Source organism: Methylobacterium sp. 37f (genome assembly GCF_023093475.1).
Lineage (GTDB): Bacteria > Pseudomonadota > Alphaproteobacteria > Rhizobiales > Beijerinckiaceae > Methylobacterium.
On sequence record NZ_JAGHKN010000009.1, the window covers coordinates 19,420 to 36,102 of the forward strand.

Annotated in this window: 15 protein-coding genes; 6 read left to right on the forward strand and 9 right to left on the reverse strand. The window is 68.7% G+C overall.

The annotated features are described in order from the left end of the window. The first annotated feature begins 2 nt into the window (after positions 1 to 2). Positions 3 to 989: an ABC transporter ATP-binding protein gene (locus J7U37_RS08160; RefSeq protein WP_247635390.1), complete on the forward strand. Its 987-nt coding sequence runs from the start codon at positions 3 to 5 to the stop codon at positions 987 to 989. Between the two features lie 34 nt (positions 990 to 1,023). Next, entirely contained in the window at positions 1,024 to 1,512 is a 489-nt protein-coding gene (gene cynS / locus J7U37_RS08165; RefSeq protein WP_056186303.1) for a cyanase, read from the forward strand. Between the two features lie 312 nt (positions 1,513 to 1,824). Here cynS and J7U37_RS08170 read toward each other — a convergent pair whose 3' ends face one another. From J7U37_RS08170 to J7U37_RS08195, 6 genes are all read right to left on the reverse strand, one after another. After that, complete coding sequence (locus J7U37_RS08170; RefSeq protein ID WP_247635391.1) at positions 1,825 to 2,934, reverse strand: aldo/keto reductase; 1,110 nt, start codon at positions 2,932 to 2,934, stop codon at positions 1,825 to 1,827. A 51-nt stretch (positions 2,935 to 2,985) separates the two neighbouring features. After that, positions 2,986 to 3,699 (reverse strand): nickel pincer cofactor biosynthesis protein LarB, encoded by a 714-nt coding sequence (gene larB, locus J7U37_RS08175; RefSeq protein ID WP_200940978.1) that lies wholly within the window; start codon positions 3,697 to 3,699, stop codon positions 2,986 to 2,988. Further along, positions 3,696 to 4,514 (reverse strand): adenine nucleotide alpha hydrolase, encoded by an 819-nt coding sequence (locus J7U37_RS08180; RefSeq protein WP_247635469.1) that lies wholly within the window; start codon positions 4,512 to 4,514, stop codon positions 3,696 to 3,698. Before J7U37_RS08180 ends, larB begins: the two co-directional genes overlap by 4 nt. 2 nt (positions 4,515 to 4,516) lie before the next feature. After that, on the reverse strand, positions 4,517 to 5,830 hold the full coding sequence (locus J7U37_RS08185) for a LarC family nickel insertion protein (protein ID WP_247635392.1): 1,314 nt from the start codon (positions 5,828 to 5,830) through the stop codon (positions 4,517 to 4,519). A 112-nt stretch (positions 5,831 to 5,942) separates the two neighbouring features. Then, positions 5,943 to 6,413: a response regulator gene (locus J7U37_RS08190; protein WP_247635393.1), complete on the reverse strand. Its 471-nt coding sequence runs from the start codon at positions 6,411 to 6,413 to the stop codon at positions 5,943 to 5,945. Continuing rightward, positions 6,410 to 7,501 (reverse strand): HWE histidine kinase domain-containing protein, encoded by a 1,092-nt coding sequence (locus J7U37_RS08195; RefSeq protein ID WP_247635394.1) that lies wholly within the window; start codon positions 7,499 to 7,501, stop codon positions 6,410 to 6,412. Before J7U37_RS08195 ends, J7U37_RS08190 begins: the two co-directional genes overlap by 4 nt. 527 nt (positions 7,502 to 8,028) lie before the next feature. Between J7U37_RS08195 and J7U37_RS08200 the strand changes: the two genes are divergently transcribed. Both J7U37_RS08200 and J7U37_RS08205 read left to right on the forward strand, forming a co-directional pair. Next, positions 8,029 to 10,458, forward strand: a complete 2,430-nt coding sequence (locus tag J7U37_RS08200; RefSeq protein ID WP_247635395.1) for a PAS domain S-box protein — start codon at positions 8,029 to 8,031, stop codon at positions 10,456 to 10,458. Between the two features lie 157 nt (positions 10,459 to 10,615). Then, positions 10,616 to 10,819: an Rmf/CrpP family protein gene (locus tag J7U37_RS08205; protein WP_056186324.1), complete on the forward strand. Its 204-nt coding sequence runs from the start codon at positions 10,616 to 10,618 to the stop codon at positions 10,817 to 10,819. A 58-nt stretch (positions 10,820 to 10,877) separates the two neighbouring features. Here the strand turns inward: J7U37_RS08205 and J7U37_RS08210 are convergent, their stop codons facing one another. After that, positions 10,878 to 11,675: a Crp/Fnr family transcriptional regulator gene (locus tag J7U37_RS08210; RefSeq protein ID WP_247635396.1), complete on the reverse strand. Its 798-nt coding sequence runs from the start codon at positions 11,673 to 11,675 to the stop codon at positions 10,878 to 10,880. Between the two features lies 1 nt (position 11,676). Continuing rightward, a complete protein-coding gene (locus J7U37_RS08215; protein ID WP_056186327.1) occupies positions 11,677 to 12,048 on the reverse strand; it encodes a response regulator in 372 nt (123 codons plus the stop codon). A 324-nt stretch (positions 12,049 to 12,372) separates the two neighbouring features. Here J7U37_RS08215 and J7U37_RS08220 point away from each other — a divergent pair, with 324 nt between their 5' ends. Further along, positions 12,373 to 12,519 (forward strand): hypothetical protein, encoded by a 147-nt coding sequence (locus J7U37_RS08220; protein ID WP_247635397.1) that lies wholly within the window; start codon positions 12,373 to 12,375, stop codon positions 12,517 to 12,519. 72 nt (positions 12,520 to 12,591) lie between these two features. Then, a complete protein-coding gene (locus tag J7U37_RS08225) occupies positions 12,592 to 13,065 on the forward strand; it encodes a cupin domain-containing protein (RefSeq protein ID WP_247635398.1) in 474 nt (157 codons plus the stop codon). A gap of 14 nt (positions 13,066 to 13,079) precedes the next feature. Here J7U37_RS08225 and J7U37_RS08230 read toward each other — a convergent pair whose 3' ends face one another. After that, entirely contained in the window at positions 13,080 to 16,535 is a 3,456-nt protein-coding gene (locus J7U37_RS08230) for an SbcC/MukB-like Walker B domain-containing protein (protein WP_247635399.1), read from the reverse strand. Between the last annotated feature and the right edge of the window lie 148 nt (positions 16,536 to 16,683).

Genomic DNA, 16,683 nt, shown 5'->3' on the forward strand with positions numbered 1-16,683 from the left:
CCATGGCCACGCTCCTTCGCTTCCGCACTGCACCCAGCCCCGGAGACGCCCGCGTGTCCTCGCAGACCTCGCCGTCTCCCTCGTCAGGGTCCGAAAAGTTCATCTCGATCGAGGGCATCGCCCGGCGCTATCCCGCGCCGGGAGGCAAGAGTACCACGGTGTTCGAGAACCTGTGGCTGCCGATGCGGCGGGGCGAGTTCGTCTGCATGATCGGCCATTCCGGCTGCGGCAAGACCACGGTGCTCAACATCCTGGCCGGCCTGGAAGCGCCGAGCGAGGGCGTCGTCATCGCCGACGGGCAGGCCATCGAGGGCACCAGCCTCGATCGGGCGGTGATCTTCCAGGGCCACGCACTCCTGCCCTGGCGCACGGTCCTGGGCAACGTCGCCTACGCGGTGTCGTCGCGCTGGCGCAAGGCCAGCCGCGCCGAGGTGCGAGCCCGTGCGGAAACCGCCATCGCGACGGTGGGTCTCGCCGGGTCCGAGCACAAGCGCCCGTCCGAATTGTCGGGGGGCATGAAGCAGCGCGTCGGGATCGCCCGGGCGCTCGCCATCGCGCCCAAGATCCTGCTCATGGACGAGCCGTTCTCGGCACTGGATGCGCTCACCCGGGGCACGCTCCAGGACGAGGTCCGTCGCATCTGCACCGAGACCGGCCAGACCGTCTTCATGATCACCCACGATGTCGACGAGGCGATCTATCTCGCCGACCGCATCGTGCTGATGACCAACGGACCCCAGGCCAAGGTGGCGGAGATCGTCGAGAACCCGCTGCCGAAGGTGCGCGATCGGGCCAACCTACACCACGCGCCGGGCTATTACGCCCTGCGCAATCACCTGATGGACTTCCTGGTCACCCGCTCGAAGACCCTGCGGGACGCGATGCCGGCCGGCTACGACCCGCGCCATCCGCCGGTGATCCGCCCCGCGCTCACCGACGCCGATACCGCCGCCCTGTCGGCGGATGCGGCCCCGGCCCTGCGGGCCTGACTTCCCTCTTTCCAAACCGCCACGGAGACGATCCATGAAGCGCGAAGACCTGACCGAGAAGCTCCTCGACATCAAGCGCGAGAAGGGCTGGACCTGGAAGCACATCCAGGACGAGATCGGCGGCATCTCGCCGATCCTGATCACCGCCGCCTGCATGGGCCAGATGAAACTGCCCAAGGCCCAGGCCGCCAAGGCCGCCGCCCTGTTCGGCCTGTCCCAGGCCGAGGAGCGCATGTTGAACGAGGCGCCCTATCGCGGCTCGATTGCCCAGATGCCGCCGACCGATCCGCTGATCTACCGCTTCTACGAACTGGTGATGGTCTACGGCACGACCTGGAAAGAACTGATCCAGGAGGAGTTCGGCGACGGCATCATGTCGGCCATCGACTTCAACATGACCATGGAACGCGAGCCCAACAACAAGGGCGACCGAGTCAAGATGAACCTCTCGGGCAAGTTCCTGCCCTACAAATACTATGGCAACGACGAAGGCGTGCCGGATTACGGCTTCAAGGAAGGTTGAGTCCCGCCTGCGCTCGCCCTTCGGGAAACGTCGGGGGAATGGGCGCCTGCACGCTGACGATTGCGATCCCTCCCTCCCATCCCCGCCCGGACTCAGGCAGCACGCCGTCATCCCGGGGCGACGAAGGCGAGCCCCGGACCCGAAGGGGCGCGCCCGCGGCGTGCAATCCAGAACCGCCGACAGTGGATGGCCTTGCACCCCGTCATCCCGGACTCCGCTGCGCGGCTCCGGGATGACGGGGCGCTGCCGGGAACCTGGGAGGAAGGTCTTCGGCCGGAACGGACATCACCGCCGCGATCAGGCCGTCCGGTCTCACTCCATCGTGGGCGCCAGCTTCTGCACGCTCTCCACGTCCTCGCCGAGCCAAGCCGCGTTCTTGGCCGTGCCGTCGAAGGTCGCGCTGGTCTTGAACAGCTCGTACTTGCCTTGGAGCGCATAGGGCTTGCTGCGTGCCAGGAGTTCGGCGACCGTCGCCCGGTCCATCGGTTTGAAGGTTTTGACCGCCTCGAACGCCTGGTCGAGGTCGCGCTGGCTCTCGATCCCGGTGATGACCACGGCGGTGGGCAGGTTGAGGCAGAAGTGCAGGTATTCGAGCGGCTTGATCGGCGCGTCGCTCTTCAGGATGACCCCGTCGCCGAAGGTCTTCATCCCGAGCGCCGCGATGCCGGCTTGCAAGAGGTAGGGCAGCACGAGGTGCCCGAACGACCGGAAATGGGCGTCCATGACGTTGAGGGGCATCTGCACGGAATCGAAGTGGAAGCCGCGCTCCTCGGCGACTTCGAGCATCTGGAGATGGATGCGCGGGTCCTTGTGGCCGGTGAAGCCGATGTAGCGCAGCTTGCCGGCCTTCTTCGCCTCGACGAAGGCTTCCATGGCGCCGCCCTCGGCGAAGACCCGGTCGGGATCGTCGTAGCGCAGGATCTCGTGATGCTGGACGAGATCGATGCGGTCGGTGCGCAGGCGCTTGAGGGATTCGTCGATCTGGCGCATCGCTTCCTGCTTGGTGCGCCCGTCCATTTTGGACATCAGGAACACCTTGTCGCGGTACCCGCCCTGCGCCAGGGCGACGCCCATGCGCAGTTCCGAGCGGCCGCCGTTGTAGTCCCAGCAATTGTCCATGAAGGTGATGCCGCGATCGATGCCGGCATGGATCAGGCGGGTGGCCTCGTCGTCCGAGACCGCGTTCTTGCCGAGGTGGAAGCCACCCATGCCGATCGCCGAGATCTTCTCGGCGTGGCGCCCGAAGGAGCGGTACAGCATCTCGCCGCGGCGCTCGCCCGGATCGGTGATCAGGGGCAGGTCGGCCGGGTCCTTCGGCCGGGTGTTCGGCAGGCCGGGCGCGGTCACGGCCGCACCGGCGCTGCTGGTGGCGGCGAGGCCGGCGCCGGCAGCGGCGCCCTGTAGGAAACTGCGGCGTTCCATGTTTGCTCTCCGGATCGGGGGATGGCGATAGGGCGGGCGTGAGATGTCATGTCAGGCCTCCGCCGCTTCGGTCGATGATGCGTCGGCCAGCGCGCGGGCCGCCTGGAGCAGACGCAGGGCGGCGCAGGCGGCGCCGTAACCGTTGTCGATATTGACCACCGTGATGCCGGGCGCGCAGCTCGCCAGGATCGCATCGAGAGCCGTGCGCCCGCCCTCGGCGACGCCGTAGCCAACGGAGGTCGGAACCGCGATCAGCGCACTGGCGACGAGGCCGCCGACGACGCTCGGCAGGGCGGCATCCATGCCGGCGGCGACGATCAGGATCGGGTGGGCCCGGATCTCGTCCAGCCTGCGCGTCAGGCGCCACAGGCCAGCCACGCCCACATCGGCGAACAGGGTGGTCGCCTCGCCCTGGTACGCCAGGGTGCGCTCGGCCTCGCGCGCCACCGGAATGTCCGAGGTTCCGGCCGCCACGATGCCGATCCGCGCCGGCCCGGAGAGCGCCCGCTTCCGGCCGAAGATGGCCGTGCGCGAAACGGCGCAGTAGTCGATCCGGGTCCGGTGCTCCTCCGCCAGGGCCGCATGCTTGTCGGCGTCGAGCCGGGTCAGCAGCAGCGAAGCGCCGCGCGCGGCGGCCGCCGCCAGGATGGCGTCGATCTGGGCCGGCGACTTGCCGGCGGCGTAGATCGCTTCCTCCAACCCGATCCGCTCCGGCCGGGCGAAGTCGAGGACGAATTCGTCCAGGATACTGTCGGTGGCGCTCATGGCGTGGCTCCCGTCAGGAAGGCGCTGCCGGTGCGATAGGCGGTGAAGCGGACCGGCGCCTGGGGCAGGCTCGTGGGAGCCTCGGCCTGGATGCGCTCGGCCAGCAGAGTCTGGTGCGGCGTGTCGAGGGCCGCGAGGCTGTCGGGATCGAGTTCGACCACGATGCCGGCGGCGCGGACCCGGCAGCGCACGGCGCGCCGGGCGCCCGATCCGGCCCCGAGCGTGCGCGATACCAGATTCTCGACGGCGTGGATGAAGGCGAGGGTCTCGGGTTCGATGCGGATGCCGGTCTCGACCCGGCTCGACAGGCAGGGCGCGGACGGAAGATCCGCCACGGAGCCGAGGCCGAGGTTCCGGGCCAGGGCCCGCACCGCCGCCTTGTCGAGTCCGGCTTCCACATAGGGATGGCGCACGCCGTGCTCGCGAGCGGCGTCGAGGCCGGGGCGGTACTCGCCGAGATCGTCGAGATTGGCGCCCGACACCATGGTCCGGTCGGTGACTTGGCGGATGGTGCCGTACAGGTTGGTCTTGCAGAAGAAGCAGCGGTTGACCGGGTTGGCCCGGTACTGCGGGTCGGCGAATTCGCCGGCCTCGACCACGCGCAGGAACCAGCCCAGGCGCTCCGCCTCCGACCGCACCCGTCGGGTCGCCTCGGACGGGACGGCCGGCGAGGCGGCATGCACCATCAGCGCCCGGTCCCGGCCGAGGCGGCGATGAGCCGAGGCCGCCAGGGTCAGGCTGTCGACGCCGCCGCTGACCGCGACCGCCAGGGGGCCGATCTCCGCCAGGACGCGGTGCAGGCGGTCTTGCTCCATGCTCATGCGTCGCCTCCCGCTTCCGCATCGTCGCGCAGGGCAGTCTCCTCCGCGGCCCGTCGCAGGCCGGCCCGGACCGAATGGCTCTCATGCGCCACGGCATCGTCGGCTTCGGCCTTGGCGGTGCGCCCGCCCGGGCGATCGACGATCTTCACCCGCACCGGCCTCTCGGCGACCGTCACGGTGCGCATCCGGCGCGGCAGGGCGGCGCCCGAGACGACCCGGTGGCGCAGCCCGATCGTGGTCGTCTCCCGGAAGCAGGCCGTGATCGCCCCGTCGAGGGCGCTGGCGCGCGCGAGCGCCCGGATATGGGTCATCATCCGTCCCTTCTTGCCGAAGACCGGCATCTGGACGACGTCGAAGATGTCGGGGTGATCGCGCAGCCGGTCGAGCCCCATGGCGAGGTCTTCCGCCGACTGGTCGTCGACCTCGAACTCGATCACCCCGAGGTCGCGATGCGGGCTGCCGGCGGGTGTCGTGCGTGTCGCGTAGACCAGCACCCGCAGGCAGTTGCTGAGGCCGGGCAGAACCCTGGTGCCGAAGCCGATGCCGGACCCTTGAAGGGTCCGGGGCATGGTCGCCGAGGCCGGCGCGATGGCCCGCAGATAGGCCAGGATGGCCGCGCCTGTCGGCGTGACGCGCTCACCTGGCACACCGTCGTCGAGGGTCTCGAAACCTTCGAGCAGGAGGCTTGTGGCGGGGGCCGGAACGGGCAGCGGTCCGTGCTGGGTCCGGACCCGGCCCGAGCCGAGCGGCAAGGCGGAGACGCTCCAGGCCTCCGCGCCGAGGGCGGCGATCAGATGAGCGGCCGCCACGATGTCGGCGATGGAATCCCAGGCCCCGACCTCGTGGAAGGCCACGTCCTCGACCGCGATGCCGTGAACCCGCGCCTCGGCCTCGGCCAGGCGGGCGAAGATGCCGACCGCATGTTCGCAGACCATCGGCTCCAGCGCGGAGTCCTGGAGCGCGGCGCGGATCTGCGACCAGTGCCGGTGGCCGTGCGTGGCGGGTTCGGTAGCATGCCAAGAATCGTGCTGGTGATCGTGCTGGTGGTCGTGCTGGTGGTCGTGATCATGCGCCGGATGCCGATGGATCGGTCCGGGCGGCGGCACCGGTTCCGCTCCCTGGCGCGCGACGATGAAGCGGCGACCGGCCAGGATGCCGTCATTGTGGCGGACGAGTTCGCAGGTCACTGCCGGCAGAGCCGCCGCGATGCTGGCCATCACGCCGGCTTGATGGTCGGGAAAAGCATCGAGCAGGGCTGCGGCGAACATGTCGCCCGCGACCCCACCGAGGGCGTCGAGATGAATCTGCATACCGCGCGCTGGTGTCCGGCCCGTCATTGCAACAGGCGAACGCGAGATCGTTCGGAAAGGTCCGGCGCGATCTCGTCCGGTGCGGAGACCGAAGGCCGCAGCGGGCGCTGGGTCAGTCCGCCCGGATCGGGTGCGGTTCGGTGATCTTGGCGCCGAAGGTGCAGGTGTGGGGGAGCGCCCGCCCGGACTCGCCCTTGGCGGGAAGCGCCTCGCAGACGAGCAAATGCCGGAGCATCCCCGCCATCTGGTCGACCTGATAGGGTTTCTGCATCACCGGAACGGCGCCGTAGGCCGGATCGATGCCGGCGGCGCCGTAGCCGGTCGCGAAGATGAAGGGGATGCAGCGGGCGAACAGCACGTCGGCCACCGGATAGCTGACGGTCTCGCCGAGATTCACGTCGAGGATGGCGAGATCGAACGCGGTCGCGCGCGCCATCGCGACCGCTTTTTCCAGGCGCATCGCCACCGCGACCTCGCAGCCGAGGTCGAGCAGCATGTCCTCGCCCAGCATGGCGATGAGGCTCTCATCCTCGACGAGCAGGACTCGACGGCCCTCAAGATCCGTCATCCGGGACGCGCTCATCGGGCTGTCCGCCGGGTCACCAGATCCTGTCCATGCCAGCCGAGCGCCGTCAGCGGAATGCGGATGTGGCAGGTCACGCCACCCGGCGGATAGGCGATCACCGCGCTGCCGTCGAATTCCATCGGCAGTTGCCGCTCGATCAGGCGGCTGCCGAACCCCTTGCGGGTCGGTTCGGCGACGGTGGGGCCACCGGTCTCCGTCCAAACGAGGTCGAGGCGCTCGCTGCCCTCGATGCGCTCCAGCGTCCAGTGGACGCCGACACGGCCCTCCGGCACCGAGAGGGCACCGTACTTGGCGGCATTGGTCATCAACTCGTGCAGCGCCATGGCGAGGGTCACGGCCACCTTGGGATGCAGGCGGGTGTCGGGGCCGACGAGATCGAACCGCGCCGTATCGACTTCGGCGAGCGCGTGCGGAGCCAGGGCGCTCTCGACGACGCTGCGCAGGCTCGCGGCTTCCCAGTTCTGGCTGGTCAGAACGTTGTGGGTGTTCGACAACGCCACCATGCGGGCATCGAACATCTGACGGGCCGCATCGTCGGTCTTGCCCCGGAAGGTCTGGGCGGCGATCGACTGCACGGTGGCGAGCGTGTTCTTGACCCGGTGGTTCAGTTCGTTGGTGAGCAGGCGCTGGCGCTCCGCCGCGGCCTTCTCCTCGGTGATGTCCCGGACCTCGATGATCGTCCCGATGATTTTCGCATCGTCGTCGCGGATCGGGCTCGCGGTGAATCCGACGGGGTAGAAGCGTCCGTCCTTGTGCACGAACACCTCCTCGCCCCGCTCCTGGTTGTTCTCGGGAAAGGCGCGATCGATGGCGCATTCCTCGAGCGGGAAAGGACGTCCGTCCGGGTAGGTGTGATGGACGATGTCGTGCAGCGGGCAGTCGCGGGCCAGCACTTCCGTCAGGCTGAAGCCGGTCAGCAATTCGGCCGCGCGGTTCATGTAGACGCAGTGCTGGCGGTCATCCATCAGGAAGATCGCCACCGAAGCGTTGTTGAGCACCGCATTCAGGCGGCGCTCGGTCTCGTGCAACTGAGACCCGCGCCGCAAGGTCGGGAGGGTCGTCGTAGAGGTGTCGAACGTCTGCATCGGTCCGCAGTTTGGCACGAACGATCGTTTCCCAACAGTGACCGGCGACTTCTGGCACCGGTTCTCGCGACGTCGACGGTGTATGAGCTGTGCACGGTCCACCCGTAATGGCCTGCGGCTGCAGGGCGATCCGGGGTTTCAGACGCAATCCACAGTCCCGACTTTCGTTCCGAGGATGGTTTCGTTCCCGGCCGGAAGCCGGCTTACGGACAGGCCCCTGGTAAAGCGCCCATCACGGTGCGGGTTCCGAAATGCTTGGGGTGAGCGAACCGGCGCGGGCGATCACGCGTTCGAAGGCATCGACGCCCTGCCGGACGTCGGATAGGCAAGCTTCGGATGGCGGGCTTTCGGATGGCGGGCTTCGGATAGGCAACTACCGAGCGCGAAGCGCCTGAGAGGCCGGCAGAGGGCGACGCGGATTCCTGCGCGCGCCCAGCATTTCTTCACGAGCGGGATTTTTCGCCGGGGTGCCCCAGCTCGGGGTAGACCGGTTTGGGGCAGGCCGGTTTGGGACAGAACGGACCGATATGGATGACGCGCTCGAACGCCTTCGCCTGAGAGAACGAGAACTCGAGGCCGAGATCGCCCGGCTCCGGGTCCAACGCGACGCGATGACCCGCAGGCCCGATTCCGGGCAGCGGACCTCGGCCGCCAGTCCGGACCTGCTGTTCACGGCTGCGGAGAAGACCCGCATGCCGATGATCATCACGGACCCCAATCAGCCCGACAATCCGATCGTCTTCGCCAATCGGGCCTTCCAGGATCTGTGCGGCTACGATGCCGACGAACTCCTCGGACGCAATTGTCGCTTCCTCCAGGGCGAGGGGACCGACCGGGCCGAGGTCGCCCGCGTTCGGGACGCCATCGCGGCGCGGCGGGACGTGGTGGTGGAGATCGTCAACTACCATCGCGACGGAAGCGCCTTCCGGAACGAACTCTACGTCAGTCCCGTCTTCGACGCGGACGGCCAACTGGTCTACTTCTTCGCCAGTCAGCTCGACGTCACCCGCTTCCGCACCGAGGAGGGCCGTTTCGCCGAGAGCGAGGCCCGCTACCGGACCCTGTTCGATGCGATCGATGCAGGGTTCTGCATCGTCGAAATGCGGTTCGATTCGGACGGTCGTCCGGTCGACTACCGGTTCCTCGAAGTGAATCCGGCGTTCGAACGCCAAGCCGGGCTCGGCGACGTCATCGGCGAATGGGTCAGCGACGTGATTCCCGGCCTGGAGCCGCGCTGGCTCGAAACCTACGGCGACGTCGCGCTCACGGGGCGGCCGGCGCGGTTCGAGAGCGGTGCCGTCTCACTCGGTCGCTGGTTCGACGTTCACGCCCTGCGCGTCGGCGAACCGGTGCAGCATCGCGTCGCGATCCTGTTCAACGACATCACCGAGCGACGGGAGGCAGAAACGGTCCTGCGCGCCACGGCCCGGGACCGCACGACCGAGCGCGACCTGGTCTGGCGCGCCAGCCGCGATCTCCTGGTGATCTGCGGGTTCGACGGCATCTACCGCTCGGTGAATCCGGCCTGGACCGAGATGCTGGGCTGGCCGGCGGATGCGCTGGTCGGCTCCCGCTTCGATGGGTTCCTTCATCCCGACGATGTTGCGGCGGCCAGTGCGGCGTTCGCGCGCCTGACGGAGGGCGGCATCCTTGACAATCTCGACGTCCGCATGCGGACGGCGGATGGGGATGTGCGTTGGGTGTCTTGGAATGCGATCCCGCAAGGTGATCACTTCTACGCCGCCGGGCGCGACGTCACCGAGCGCAAGATTCTCGAGGATCAGCTGCGACAGTCGCAGAAGCTCGAAGCGGTCGGACAGCTCACCGGCGGTGTCGCCCACGACTTCAACAATCTCCTGACGGTCATCAAGTCCTCCACCGATCTCCTGAAACGACCCGATCTGCCGGAGGAGCGGCGTCAGCGCTACATCGGCGCGATTTCCGATACGGTGTCGCGCGCTGCCAAGCTGACGGGCCAGCTTCTGGCCTTCGCCCGGCGGCAGGCCCTGAGTCCGGAGGTGTTCGACGTCGCCCGCAGCGTCGCCTCCGTCGCGGACATGGTCGGGACGCTGACAGGGGCGCGCATCCAGGTCCAGACCAAGGTCGACCCCGGCCATGCCCCCGACGGAGCGCCGCTCACCTGCCTCGTCGATGCCGATCCGAGCCAGTTCGACACGGCCCTCGTCAACATGGTGGTCAATGCCCGCGACGCCATGGACGGCGAGGGTCGCCTCGGGATCCGGGTCAGCCGTGCCCTCGCGATCCCAGCGGTCCGCGCCCATCCCCGGATACGCGGCGATTACGTGGCGGTCTCGGTGTCCGACACCGGCTCCGGCATTCCACCCGACGTGCTGGAGCGGATCTTCGAGCCGTTCTTCACCACGAAGGGCGTCGGCCAAGGCACCGGGCTCGGCCTGTCCCAGGTGTTCGGATTCGCCAAGCAATCCGGTGGCGAGGTGGTGGTGGAGAGCGAACTCGGCCATGGCACCACCTTCACGCTCTATCTCCCGCGGGTGCGCGGCGCGATGGCGACCCAGGCGGCGCTTCCCGAACCCGCTCCTCTGGCCGATGGTCACGGCACGCGGGTTCTGGTGGTCGAGGACAACCTCGAAGTCGGGGCTTTCGCGACCCAGGCACTCCAGGAACTCGGTTACGCGACCCGCTGGGTGACCGATGCGGAGCAGGCGCTTCAGGCGCTCGGGCAAGCGCCCGCGCCCTTCGACGTGGTGTTCTCCGACGTGGTCATGCCGGGGATGAACGGCATCGATCTCGGCCACGCCATCCGCGCCCGGCACTCCGGCCTGCCGGTGGTGCTCGCGTCCGGCTACAGCCACGTCATCGCCGAACAGGGGACCCACGGCTTCGAGTTGCTGCGCAAGCCCTACTCGGTGGAGGATCTCTCGCGCAGTCTGCGACGGGCGGTGGAGCTGCGCGGGGCGTCCGTTCACGAGGGCTGAGCTGGGCCTGGATCTCCTCCTCGAGTGCGCTCGGCCCGCATCCGCTCGCGGCTACCTGCCCCGGCGCCGCAGCGGTGAACCGCGACGGCGCCTCCGGGTTGATCCCTGGAACCCGGCGGGGGTGCCCATGCCGGGACACAGGATGAGGAATCGAGACATGAGCGACGGCGCGACCGCCAGCGACAGCCCCTTCATCAAGGGCCGCAATGCCCGACTCTACGGCAAGCAGCGGGAAAGCTGCCCCTATGCGGAGGGAAGCCCGGATCGCGAGGCCTGGATGCAGGCCTTCGACGAAGCCTCGGACGACCGTCTGGAAACCGAGACCGGCACCATCGATCCCCAATCCGGGCAGAGGGGCTGAGGCTCCGACCCGCGGGCTTGCCCGCCGTGGCTTCCGCGTCGTTCAGGCGGAAGCCGCCTCAGATGTCGTGGCCGATCTGTCCGATCTGGCCGAGGTTCAGATAGGCCGGATTGAACTCCGCCAAGTCCGTAAGGCGGGTCCAATCGAGGATCGTCAGCCGTTTGCCCGAGAGGGCGATGAGCCGCTGTCGCCGCAAGGCCTGGAGCGAGCGGTTGACGTGCACGTTCGACAGCCCGACCGTCACCGCGATTTCCGATTGCGTCAGGGGCAAATCGCAGGTCATCCCGGTCGTGAGTCCGACGCTCGACAGGCGGAGGTGCAGTTCGCAGAACAGATGTGCGATGCGCTCGATGGCCGAGCGGCACCCGATATTGACGATCCATTCGCGCAGCGTGGCCTCGTCGACTCGATCGCTCCGCTGCAGGGCCTTGCGCAGGGTCGGATGCTGGCGGGTCGCGGCCCGCAAGGCGTCCGCGGGAATTCGAGCGATGCGGCAGGCCGACAACGCACTGACCGTGTGATCCATTCGACTGACGAGATCGGCTTCCAGATGGCAATGATCCCCCGGAACCAGATACGCGGTGATCTGGCGCGCGCCGGTCTGGCGAAACTGATTCCGGCAGGCGAAGCCTTTGAGGACGATAAGGATGCCGTCCGCCGGCTCGCCCTCGCGGAGGATGTCGGCCTGTGCCGGATAATCCCGCCCATTCGCGATCAAGCGGAACAGGGCGCTACGGTCCTCCCCCGACAGGTGCGCGAAGCATTCGAGTTTCCGGATGAACGGGTTGACCGATACGTCCGGCGTGAGGGTGAAGGTCCACTCCCCCGCCGGCTGGCTGCCAAAGTGAGGCGCCATCTCAGGAACTCCCGAACGCGATGTCACCGAGCGTGATGACGACATCTCGGGGAACCGCAGGATTGGTGAGCCAGGGCGCGTCGGTAAAGCCCAGAGCCAGGGGATCGTCGCGACCGCACGAGGCGTGCACGACGAACGGGACGCCGCGCCGGCGGAGTTGCCTCATCGTGTCCGTGCAATCGCCATCCCGCAGGAAGGGCTCGATGATCGCGAGATCGATGGCCTGGTTTGCCAGGAGCGCCTCGGTCTCCGCCACCGTCGCCACCGGCCCGACCACGCGATAGCCCGCCTCCACCAGTGCTTCGCACAGGTCGATCCCGACCAGCGCATTGTTCTCCGTCAGCAGTACCAGCAGCGTTCGATCCGTATCCATCGCGGCGGCCCTCGGTCTCAGAGGTCGTTAGACTCTATTCATCCAGCCGCTGAAATAGAGCCCTAATCGATCTCTTGTGCAAGTGAAGTCGGTCCTATCCATTGGTGTAGTTCCGGGTGGCGGCGAAATGTTTGGAACCCGACAAACATTTGTTGCAGTTATGATGGGCTCGATTTCGGCGCGCTTTTGCGCGTTGGCTGCTTGCCATGTTTGCCATGTCCGGCTTGGGTGGCGGAAACACCGGGCCGCGCACTCAGTGACGCTGCGGATCGCGTTGATCGACCCCAGAACGACGTCGCTGCCGCCCTCCGTCCGGACATCGGCATGTCGATTTTCGGCGACGCGGCAGTCATGGGTGCGATTTCGGTCGTCGGTGCTGGAATTCCGGTCCGACGAGCGGACGACAAAGACGGTTATCAGAACCGTTGCTTAACGATCGCGCGAGGGATCGGTGCAGGACTGGATCATTGAACTTGCCCACCGCTGGTTGCCTCGTAGACCATCACCTTGGTGCACGAAACGCGACAGCGCGGGATGGTATCGATGGAAATTGCGCGCCTGATTCACACCTTCGCCATGCCCGTGATGGCGTTACTCGGTGCTCTGCCGTCTTTCCGAAGGGTCCCGTCGCCGCCGCCCCTGCGCGAGGGGCCGACCCGCTCGACCTATGATTTTCCGGCCGTCCAGCCGGCCGCGACGCCCTATTGGCCGGAGCGCGCCTGCATCCTGTCGGGCAAGCCGCAGCAGACCGCGACCTACATCTACAGGAGCCCGGACGACCTGTTCGCGGCCGGGATCTGGACCTGCGAGCCGGGTAAGTTCCGTATCGACTTCGGCCGGGCCGAGTTCATCCAGCTCATCGAGGGCGTGGTGACGGTGACGGATGCTGACGGGACGGCCCGAACCTATCGGGCGGGCGATGCCTTCGTGACGCCAGCGGGCTTCTCCGGCACCTGGGACGTCATCGAGCCGGTGAAGAAGCACTTCACCTGGTACGGGCCGGAGCCGGTCTGGTAGCGCAGAACCCTGCCCTACTCGGCAGCGTCGACCCGGAACCCCTCGATACCCTGGCGCTCGGGGTTGATCGCAGCCAGCGCGCGTTTGGCCGCTTCCAGCGGGTGCTCGGCCTCGATCCGCACGGATGTGAGGTCGGGGCTCTTGTAGACCGTGACGATGGTGTCCATCACCTCGGTCAGGGTCGTGCGCTTGTCCTCGGGCGCGGCGATCAGGAGTTGCAGGCCCCAGGCCTGATAGAGATCGACCAGCGCCTGGCTGTTGCGCACGTCGAGCTTGGAGAAGGCCTCGTCGAGCAGGCACAGGCCGAGGCCGGGATTCTCGTCGCCAGGCCGGTCGCCGGGATAATAGGCGGAGGCGAGCGAGGCCGCGATGGCCACGTAGAACGGCGCCTGGGCCTCGCCGCCCGAGCCGCGCAGCGCCCGATTCGACATGGTGGTGCGGTTGCCCGCCCGGTCGCGCATGCCAATCTCATAGACGAAGTAATTGCGGTAATCGGCCAGCCGCGTCGCGCTTTCGTCCCCGGCGATCAGGGCCGTGATCTCGTCGATGGCGGTGGAGAGCGGGCCTTCCGGGATGGTGCCGTCCTCGTTGGGCAGGATCGCCTGCGCGGCATCCGGCGAGCGCGCCACCTCGGTCGCCAGGGCGTGGACGGCGGCGTAGCGCCGGTCCACCTCCGCCTCGAAGGCGTAGGTCTGGCCCGTGAAGGTCTGGCTCGACAGGCGCTCGTTCAGGGCGTCGAGGCGCGCGCGCACCCGCTCGAACTTGTCGGCGAGGCGGGTCAGCAGATCCTCGATCATCAGGCGGCGCATCTCGCTCTCCGCCCGCCGCGCCTGGTCGCGGTAGCGCCGTAGCTCGTGGCCCGCGACCTCGTCATGCGCGCGCTTGGCCCAGCCATAGCCGAAGGAGGCGGGGGCATCGCCGGTGCCGAGGGGGTTCTCGACCCGCCACTGCACGCAATATTCGGCGAGATCGCGCTCGGCGGCGCGCCCCTGCGTCCGTGCGGTCTCCGCCGCGTCCCGAGAGCGGGCGCGGGCGGCACTGGCAAGGCTCCCGAGGGCCTTCGAATCGAGTTCGGCCCGCTCGGCCCGGAGGGTGGCCAGCGCGGCCGGGTCGAAGCCCTCGGGCCGGACCAGCCGGATGCGCATCGAATCGCCCCCGGTCCAGCGCTGATACGCGGTCCGACGGGCCTGGAGCGCGGCGCGGGCCGCTTCGCGGCTCGTCGCCACCCTGGCCTTCAGGCCGGCCTCCTCGCCGAGGAGCAGATCGCGTTTCGGCTCCAGCACCTGGACCAGTTCGGTGAGATAGGCCGAACGTTCCTTGGCGAGTTCCGCCAATTCCGCCTCCAGCACGCCGGTCTCGGCCCGCTCGACGCTGTCCCGCTCCGTCGTCAGGCTCCGGCGGCGGCCTTCGAGCGCGTCCGCCTCGGCGCGCAGTTCGGCGAGGTCGAGATTCGTTTCGGACAGGCGACGCGTCAGAGCGGCGGCAATCCGCGCGGCTTCGCGCAGGACGTCGGCCTCCGCCCGGGCCCGGCGGGCCTCGGCAACCGCCTGCTCCCAATCCTGGCGGCTTTCGGCGGTCGGCCCGCGATGGCCACGGGTCATCATCAGCTGGACCGGGCGCACCACCGAGTAGGCCATACCGGAGGTCGATCGCCCGCTTGGCGCGACAGCGCGGCTCATATGGGCGAGGGCCGCATCGTTCGGGGCGAGGTCGTAGCCCCCGAGTCGCGCTCCGAGGAAGGCCTGCGCGTGCGGGTCCGCCGTCTCGATCAGCGCCAGCGGTCCCTCGTCGTCGCGCCCGCCCCGGCGGCGGGCGGTATCCGTGGTCTTCACCAGGAGGCAGCGATAGAACTGGCTCTTGCGCGCTTCGAGAAGGCCGAACGCCTCGTTGAGGCGGTCCGGCTGCACCACCAGGGCCTCGCGGGCGCCGCCCAGGAGGCCTTCGAGGGCTTGCCCCCATTTCGGATCGGTGATCTCGGCCAACTCGCAGACCGGCGTCGCCACGATTCCGAGCCGGCCGAGCTCTTCGCGGAAGGCGGCGACGTCCGACGACAGCCGAGGTGCCGCGCCTCGCCCACCCGCGCTCGGCGCCGGCGCGCGGGTCTGGGCCTCGTTCTCCAGGGCGCGGGCGCGAAGCGCCGCGTCCTCCGCGGACCGTTCCAGCGGCGCCGTGATCTCCGGCATCCCGGCGAGGCCGCCGACGAGGGCGGCCAGCGGCCCGTCCGAGCGCAGCGTCTCCTCCGGGTTCGCCTCCCGGCGCAGGCCGGACCGGGCGCAGGCCTCCACCAGGCGAGCGGCCTCCGGCGAGACCTTCCGGATCTCGCCGATGATCACCGTGAGCTTGCCGGCGTCGAGGACGATCCCGACCAGCTCGCCGACACGGGCAGCGAGGTCGCGCCGGTCGCGCGCCAGCATGGCGAGCCCGGCATTCGAAGCGGCCAGCCGTCCCTCGGCGGCGGTCCCGGCCAGCAGCGCCTTCTTGCCCGCGATCTCGCCATCGATCTCGCGCACGAAGCCCTGGCTGGTGGCGACGCTTTCGCGGGCGATGCGCAGGCGTTCGGCGACATCCTTCAGGGCCGAACGCGCCGTGTCGTGATCGAGGATGCGGCGGCGCAGATCGGCATCGGCGGCCCGCAACTCGCCGAGGGACGCCGCAAGGCTCGCCTCGGCCCAGGTCTCGTAGCGCCCGAGGATGCGGGCGAGGTGCGACAGCCGGCGTTCCAGTTCCTCGATCGTCTCGAGGAGGCGGCGCCAGGTCTCGACCGATTGCCGGATGCGCGCGACGTCCAGGGGCTCGGGTTCGAGCACGAAGGAGCGCACGAAGGCCGAGGAATCGAAGATCGGCTTGAACGCGACGGCGTTGGAGAAGGTGCGCAGGAAATGGCGCGGCTCGGGCACCGCCGCGCCCTCGCGCAGCATCCCGAGCAGTTCGGCGGTGAAGCGCTCGCCGGAGGCCCGGTACTCGTCGAAGGTCTCGCCGCGCGTGCGCAGATCCTTGGCGATCTCGGCCCAGGGCGCCACGAAGCTGCCGCCGGGCGCCTCGCGCACGTAATCCGCGATCTCGAAGCGGTGGCCCACATGGACGAAGCGCGACAGCGTGGTTTCGCGGCTGTCCTCGGCTCGTGCCGCCAGGGCGAGACCGGCCGAGACGACCCGGCCCGTGGTCTCGTTCTCGAACACCAGGACGATCAGCGTCTCGCAGGCTTCCCGCGTCGGGCGGCCGCCCTCGGCCGGATCGCTGATCCAGCCCAGGCAATAGTCCCGCACCGTCCGCGCACTGCGCCCCGAGGCCGAGGCATTGAGGGCGAGGCGGCTGGCGTTGTTGCCGGCCAGCACCGTGCCGACCGCATCGAAGATCGTCGACTTGCCGGCGCCCGTCGGACCCACCAGCGCAGCCGCGCCCCGGATCCGGATCTGCTCGCGGCGGATCAGGTACCAGTTCGAGAGGACGATGTCGGTGAGGCGATACACGGCCGGTGCAGGTTGTCCCAGGGCTGAAATGAGTGTCCCGGCATGGACGCATGCCGCCCCGGATGCAAGCCGGTGCCGGCCCCGGCCTGGGGATGCGCGGTCGTCTGCGGGCCTCGCCGCCGCGTCGTCCCTCCGGCCGCGTGACGCC

Coding starts and splice junctions, on each gene's coding strand:
- J7U37_RS08160 (WP_247635390.1), top strand. CDS start 3: ATGGCCACGCTCCTTCGCTTCCGCACTGCACCCAGCCCCGGAGACGCC.
- cynS (WP_056186303.1), top strand. CDS start 1,024: ATGAAGCGCGAAGACCTGACCGAGAAGCTCCTCGACATCAAGCGCGAG.
- J7U37_RS08170 (WP_247635391.1), bottom strand. CDS start 2,934: ATGGAACGCCGCAGTTTCCTACAGGGCGCCGCTGCCGGCGCCGGCCTC.
- larB (WP_200940978.1), bottom strand. CDS start 3,699: ATGAGCGCCACCGACAGTATCCTGGACGAATTCGTCCTCGACTTCGCC.
- J7U37_RS08180 (WP_247635469.1), bottom strand. CDS start 4,514: ATGGAGCAAGACCGCCTGCACCGCGTCCTGGCGGAGATCGGCCCCCTG.
- J7U37_RS08185 (WP_247635392.1), bottom strand. CDS start 5,830: ATGCAGATTCATCTCGACGCCCTCGGTGGGGTCGCGGGCGACATGTTC.
- J7U37_RS08190 (WP_247635393.1), bottom strand. CDS start 6,413: ATGAGCGCGTCCCGGATGACGGATCTTGAGGGCCGTCGAGTCCTGCTC.
- J7U37_RS08195 (WP_247635394.1), bottom strand. CDS start 7,501: ATGCAGACGTTCGACACCTCTACGACGACCCTCCCGACCTTGCGGCGC.
- J7U37_RS08200 (WP_247635395.1), top strand. CDS start 8,029: ATGGATGACGCGCTCGAACGCCTTCGCCTGAGAGAACGAGAACTCGAG.
- J7U37_RS08205 (WP_056186324.1), top strand. CDS start 10,616: ATGAGCGACGGCGCGACCGCCAGCGACAGCCCCTTCATCAAGGGCCGC.
- J7U37_RS08210 (WP_247635396.1), bottom strand. CDS start 11,675: ATGGCGCCTCACTTTGGCAGCCAGCCGGCGGGGGAGTGGACCTTCACC.
- J7U37_RS08215 (WP_056186327.1), bottom strand. CDS start 12,048: ATGGATACGGATCGAACGCTGCTGGTACTGCTGACGGAGAACAATGCG.
- J7U37_RS08220 (WP_247635397.1), top strand. CDS start 12,373: ATGTCGATTTTCGGCGACGCGGCAGTCATGGGTGCGATTTCGGTCGTC.
- J7U37_RS08225 (WP_247635398.1), top strand. CDS start 12,592: ATGGAAATTGCGCGCCTGATTCACACCTTCGCCATGCCCGTGATGGCG.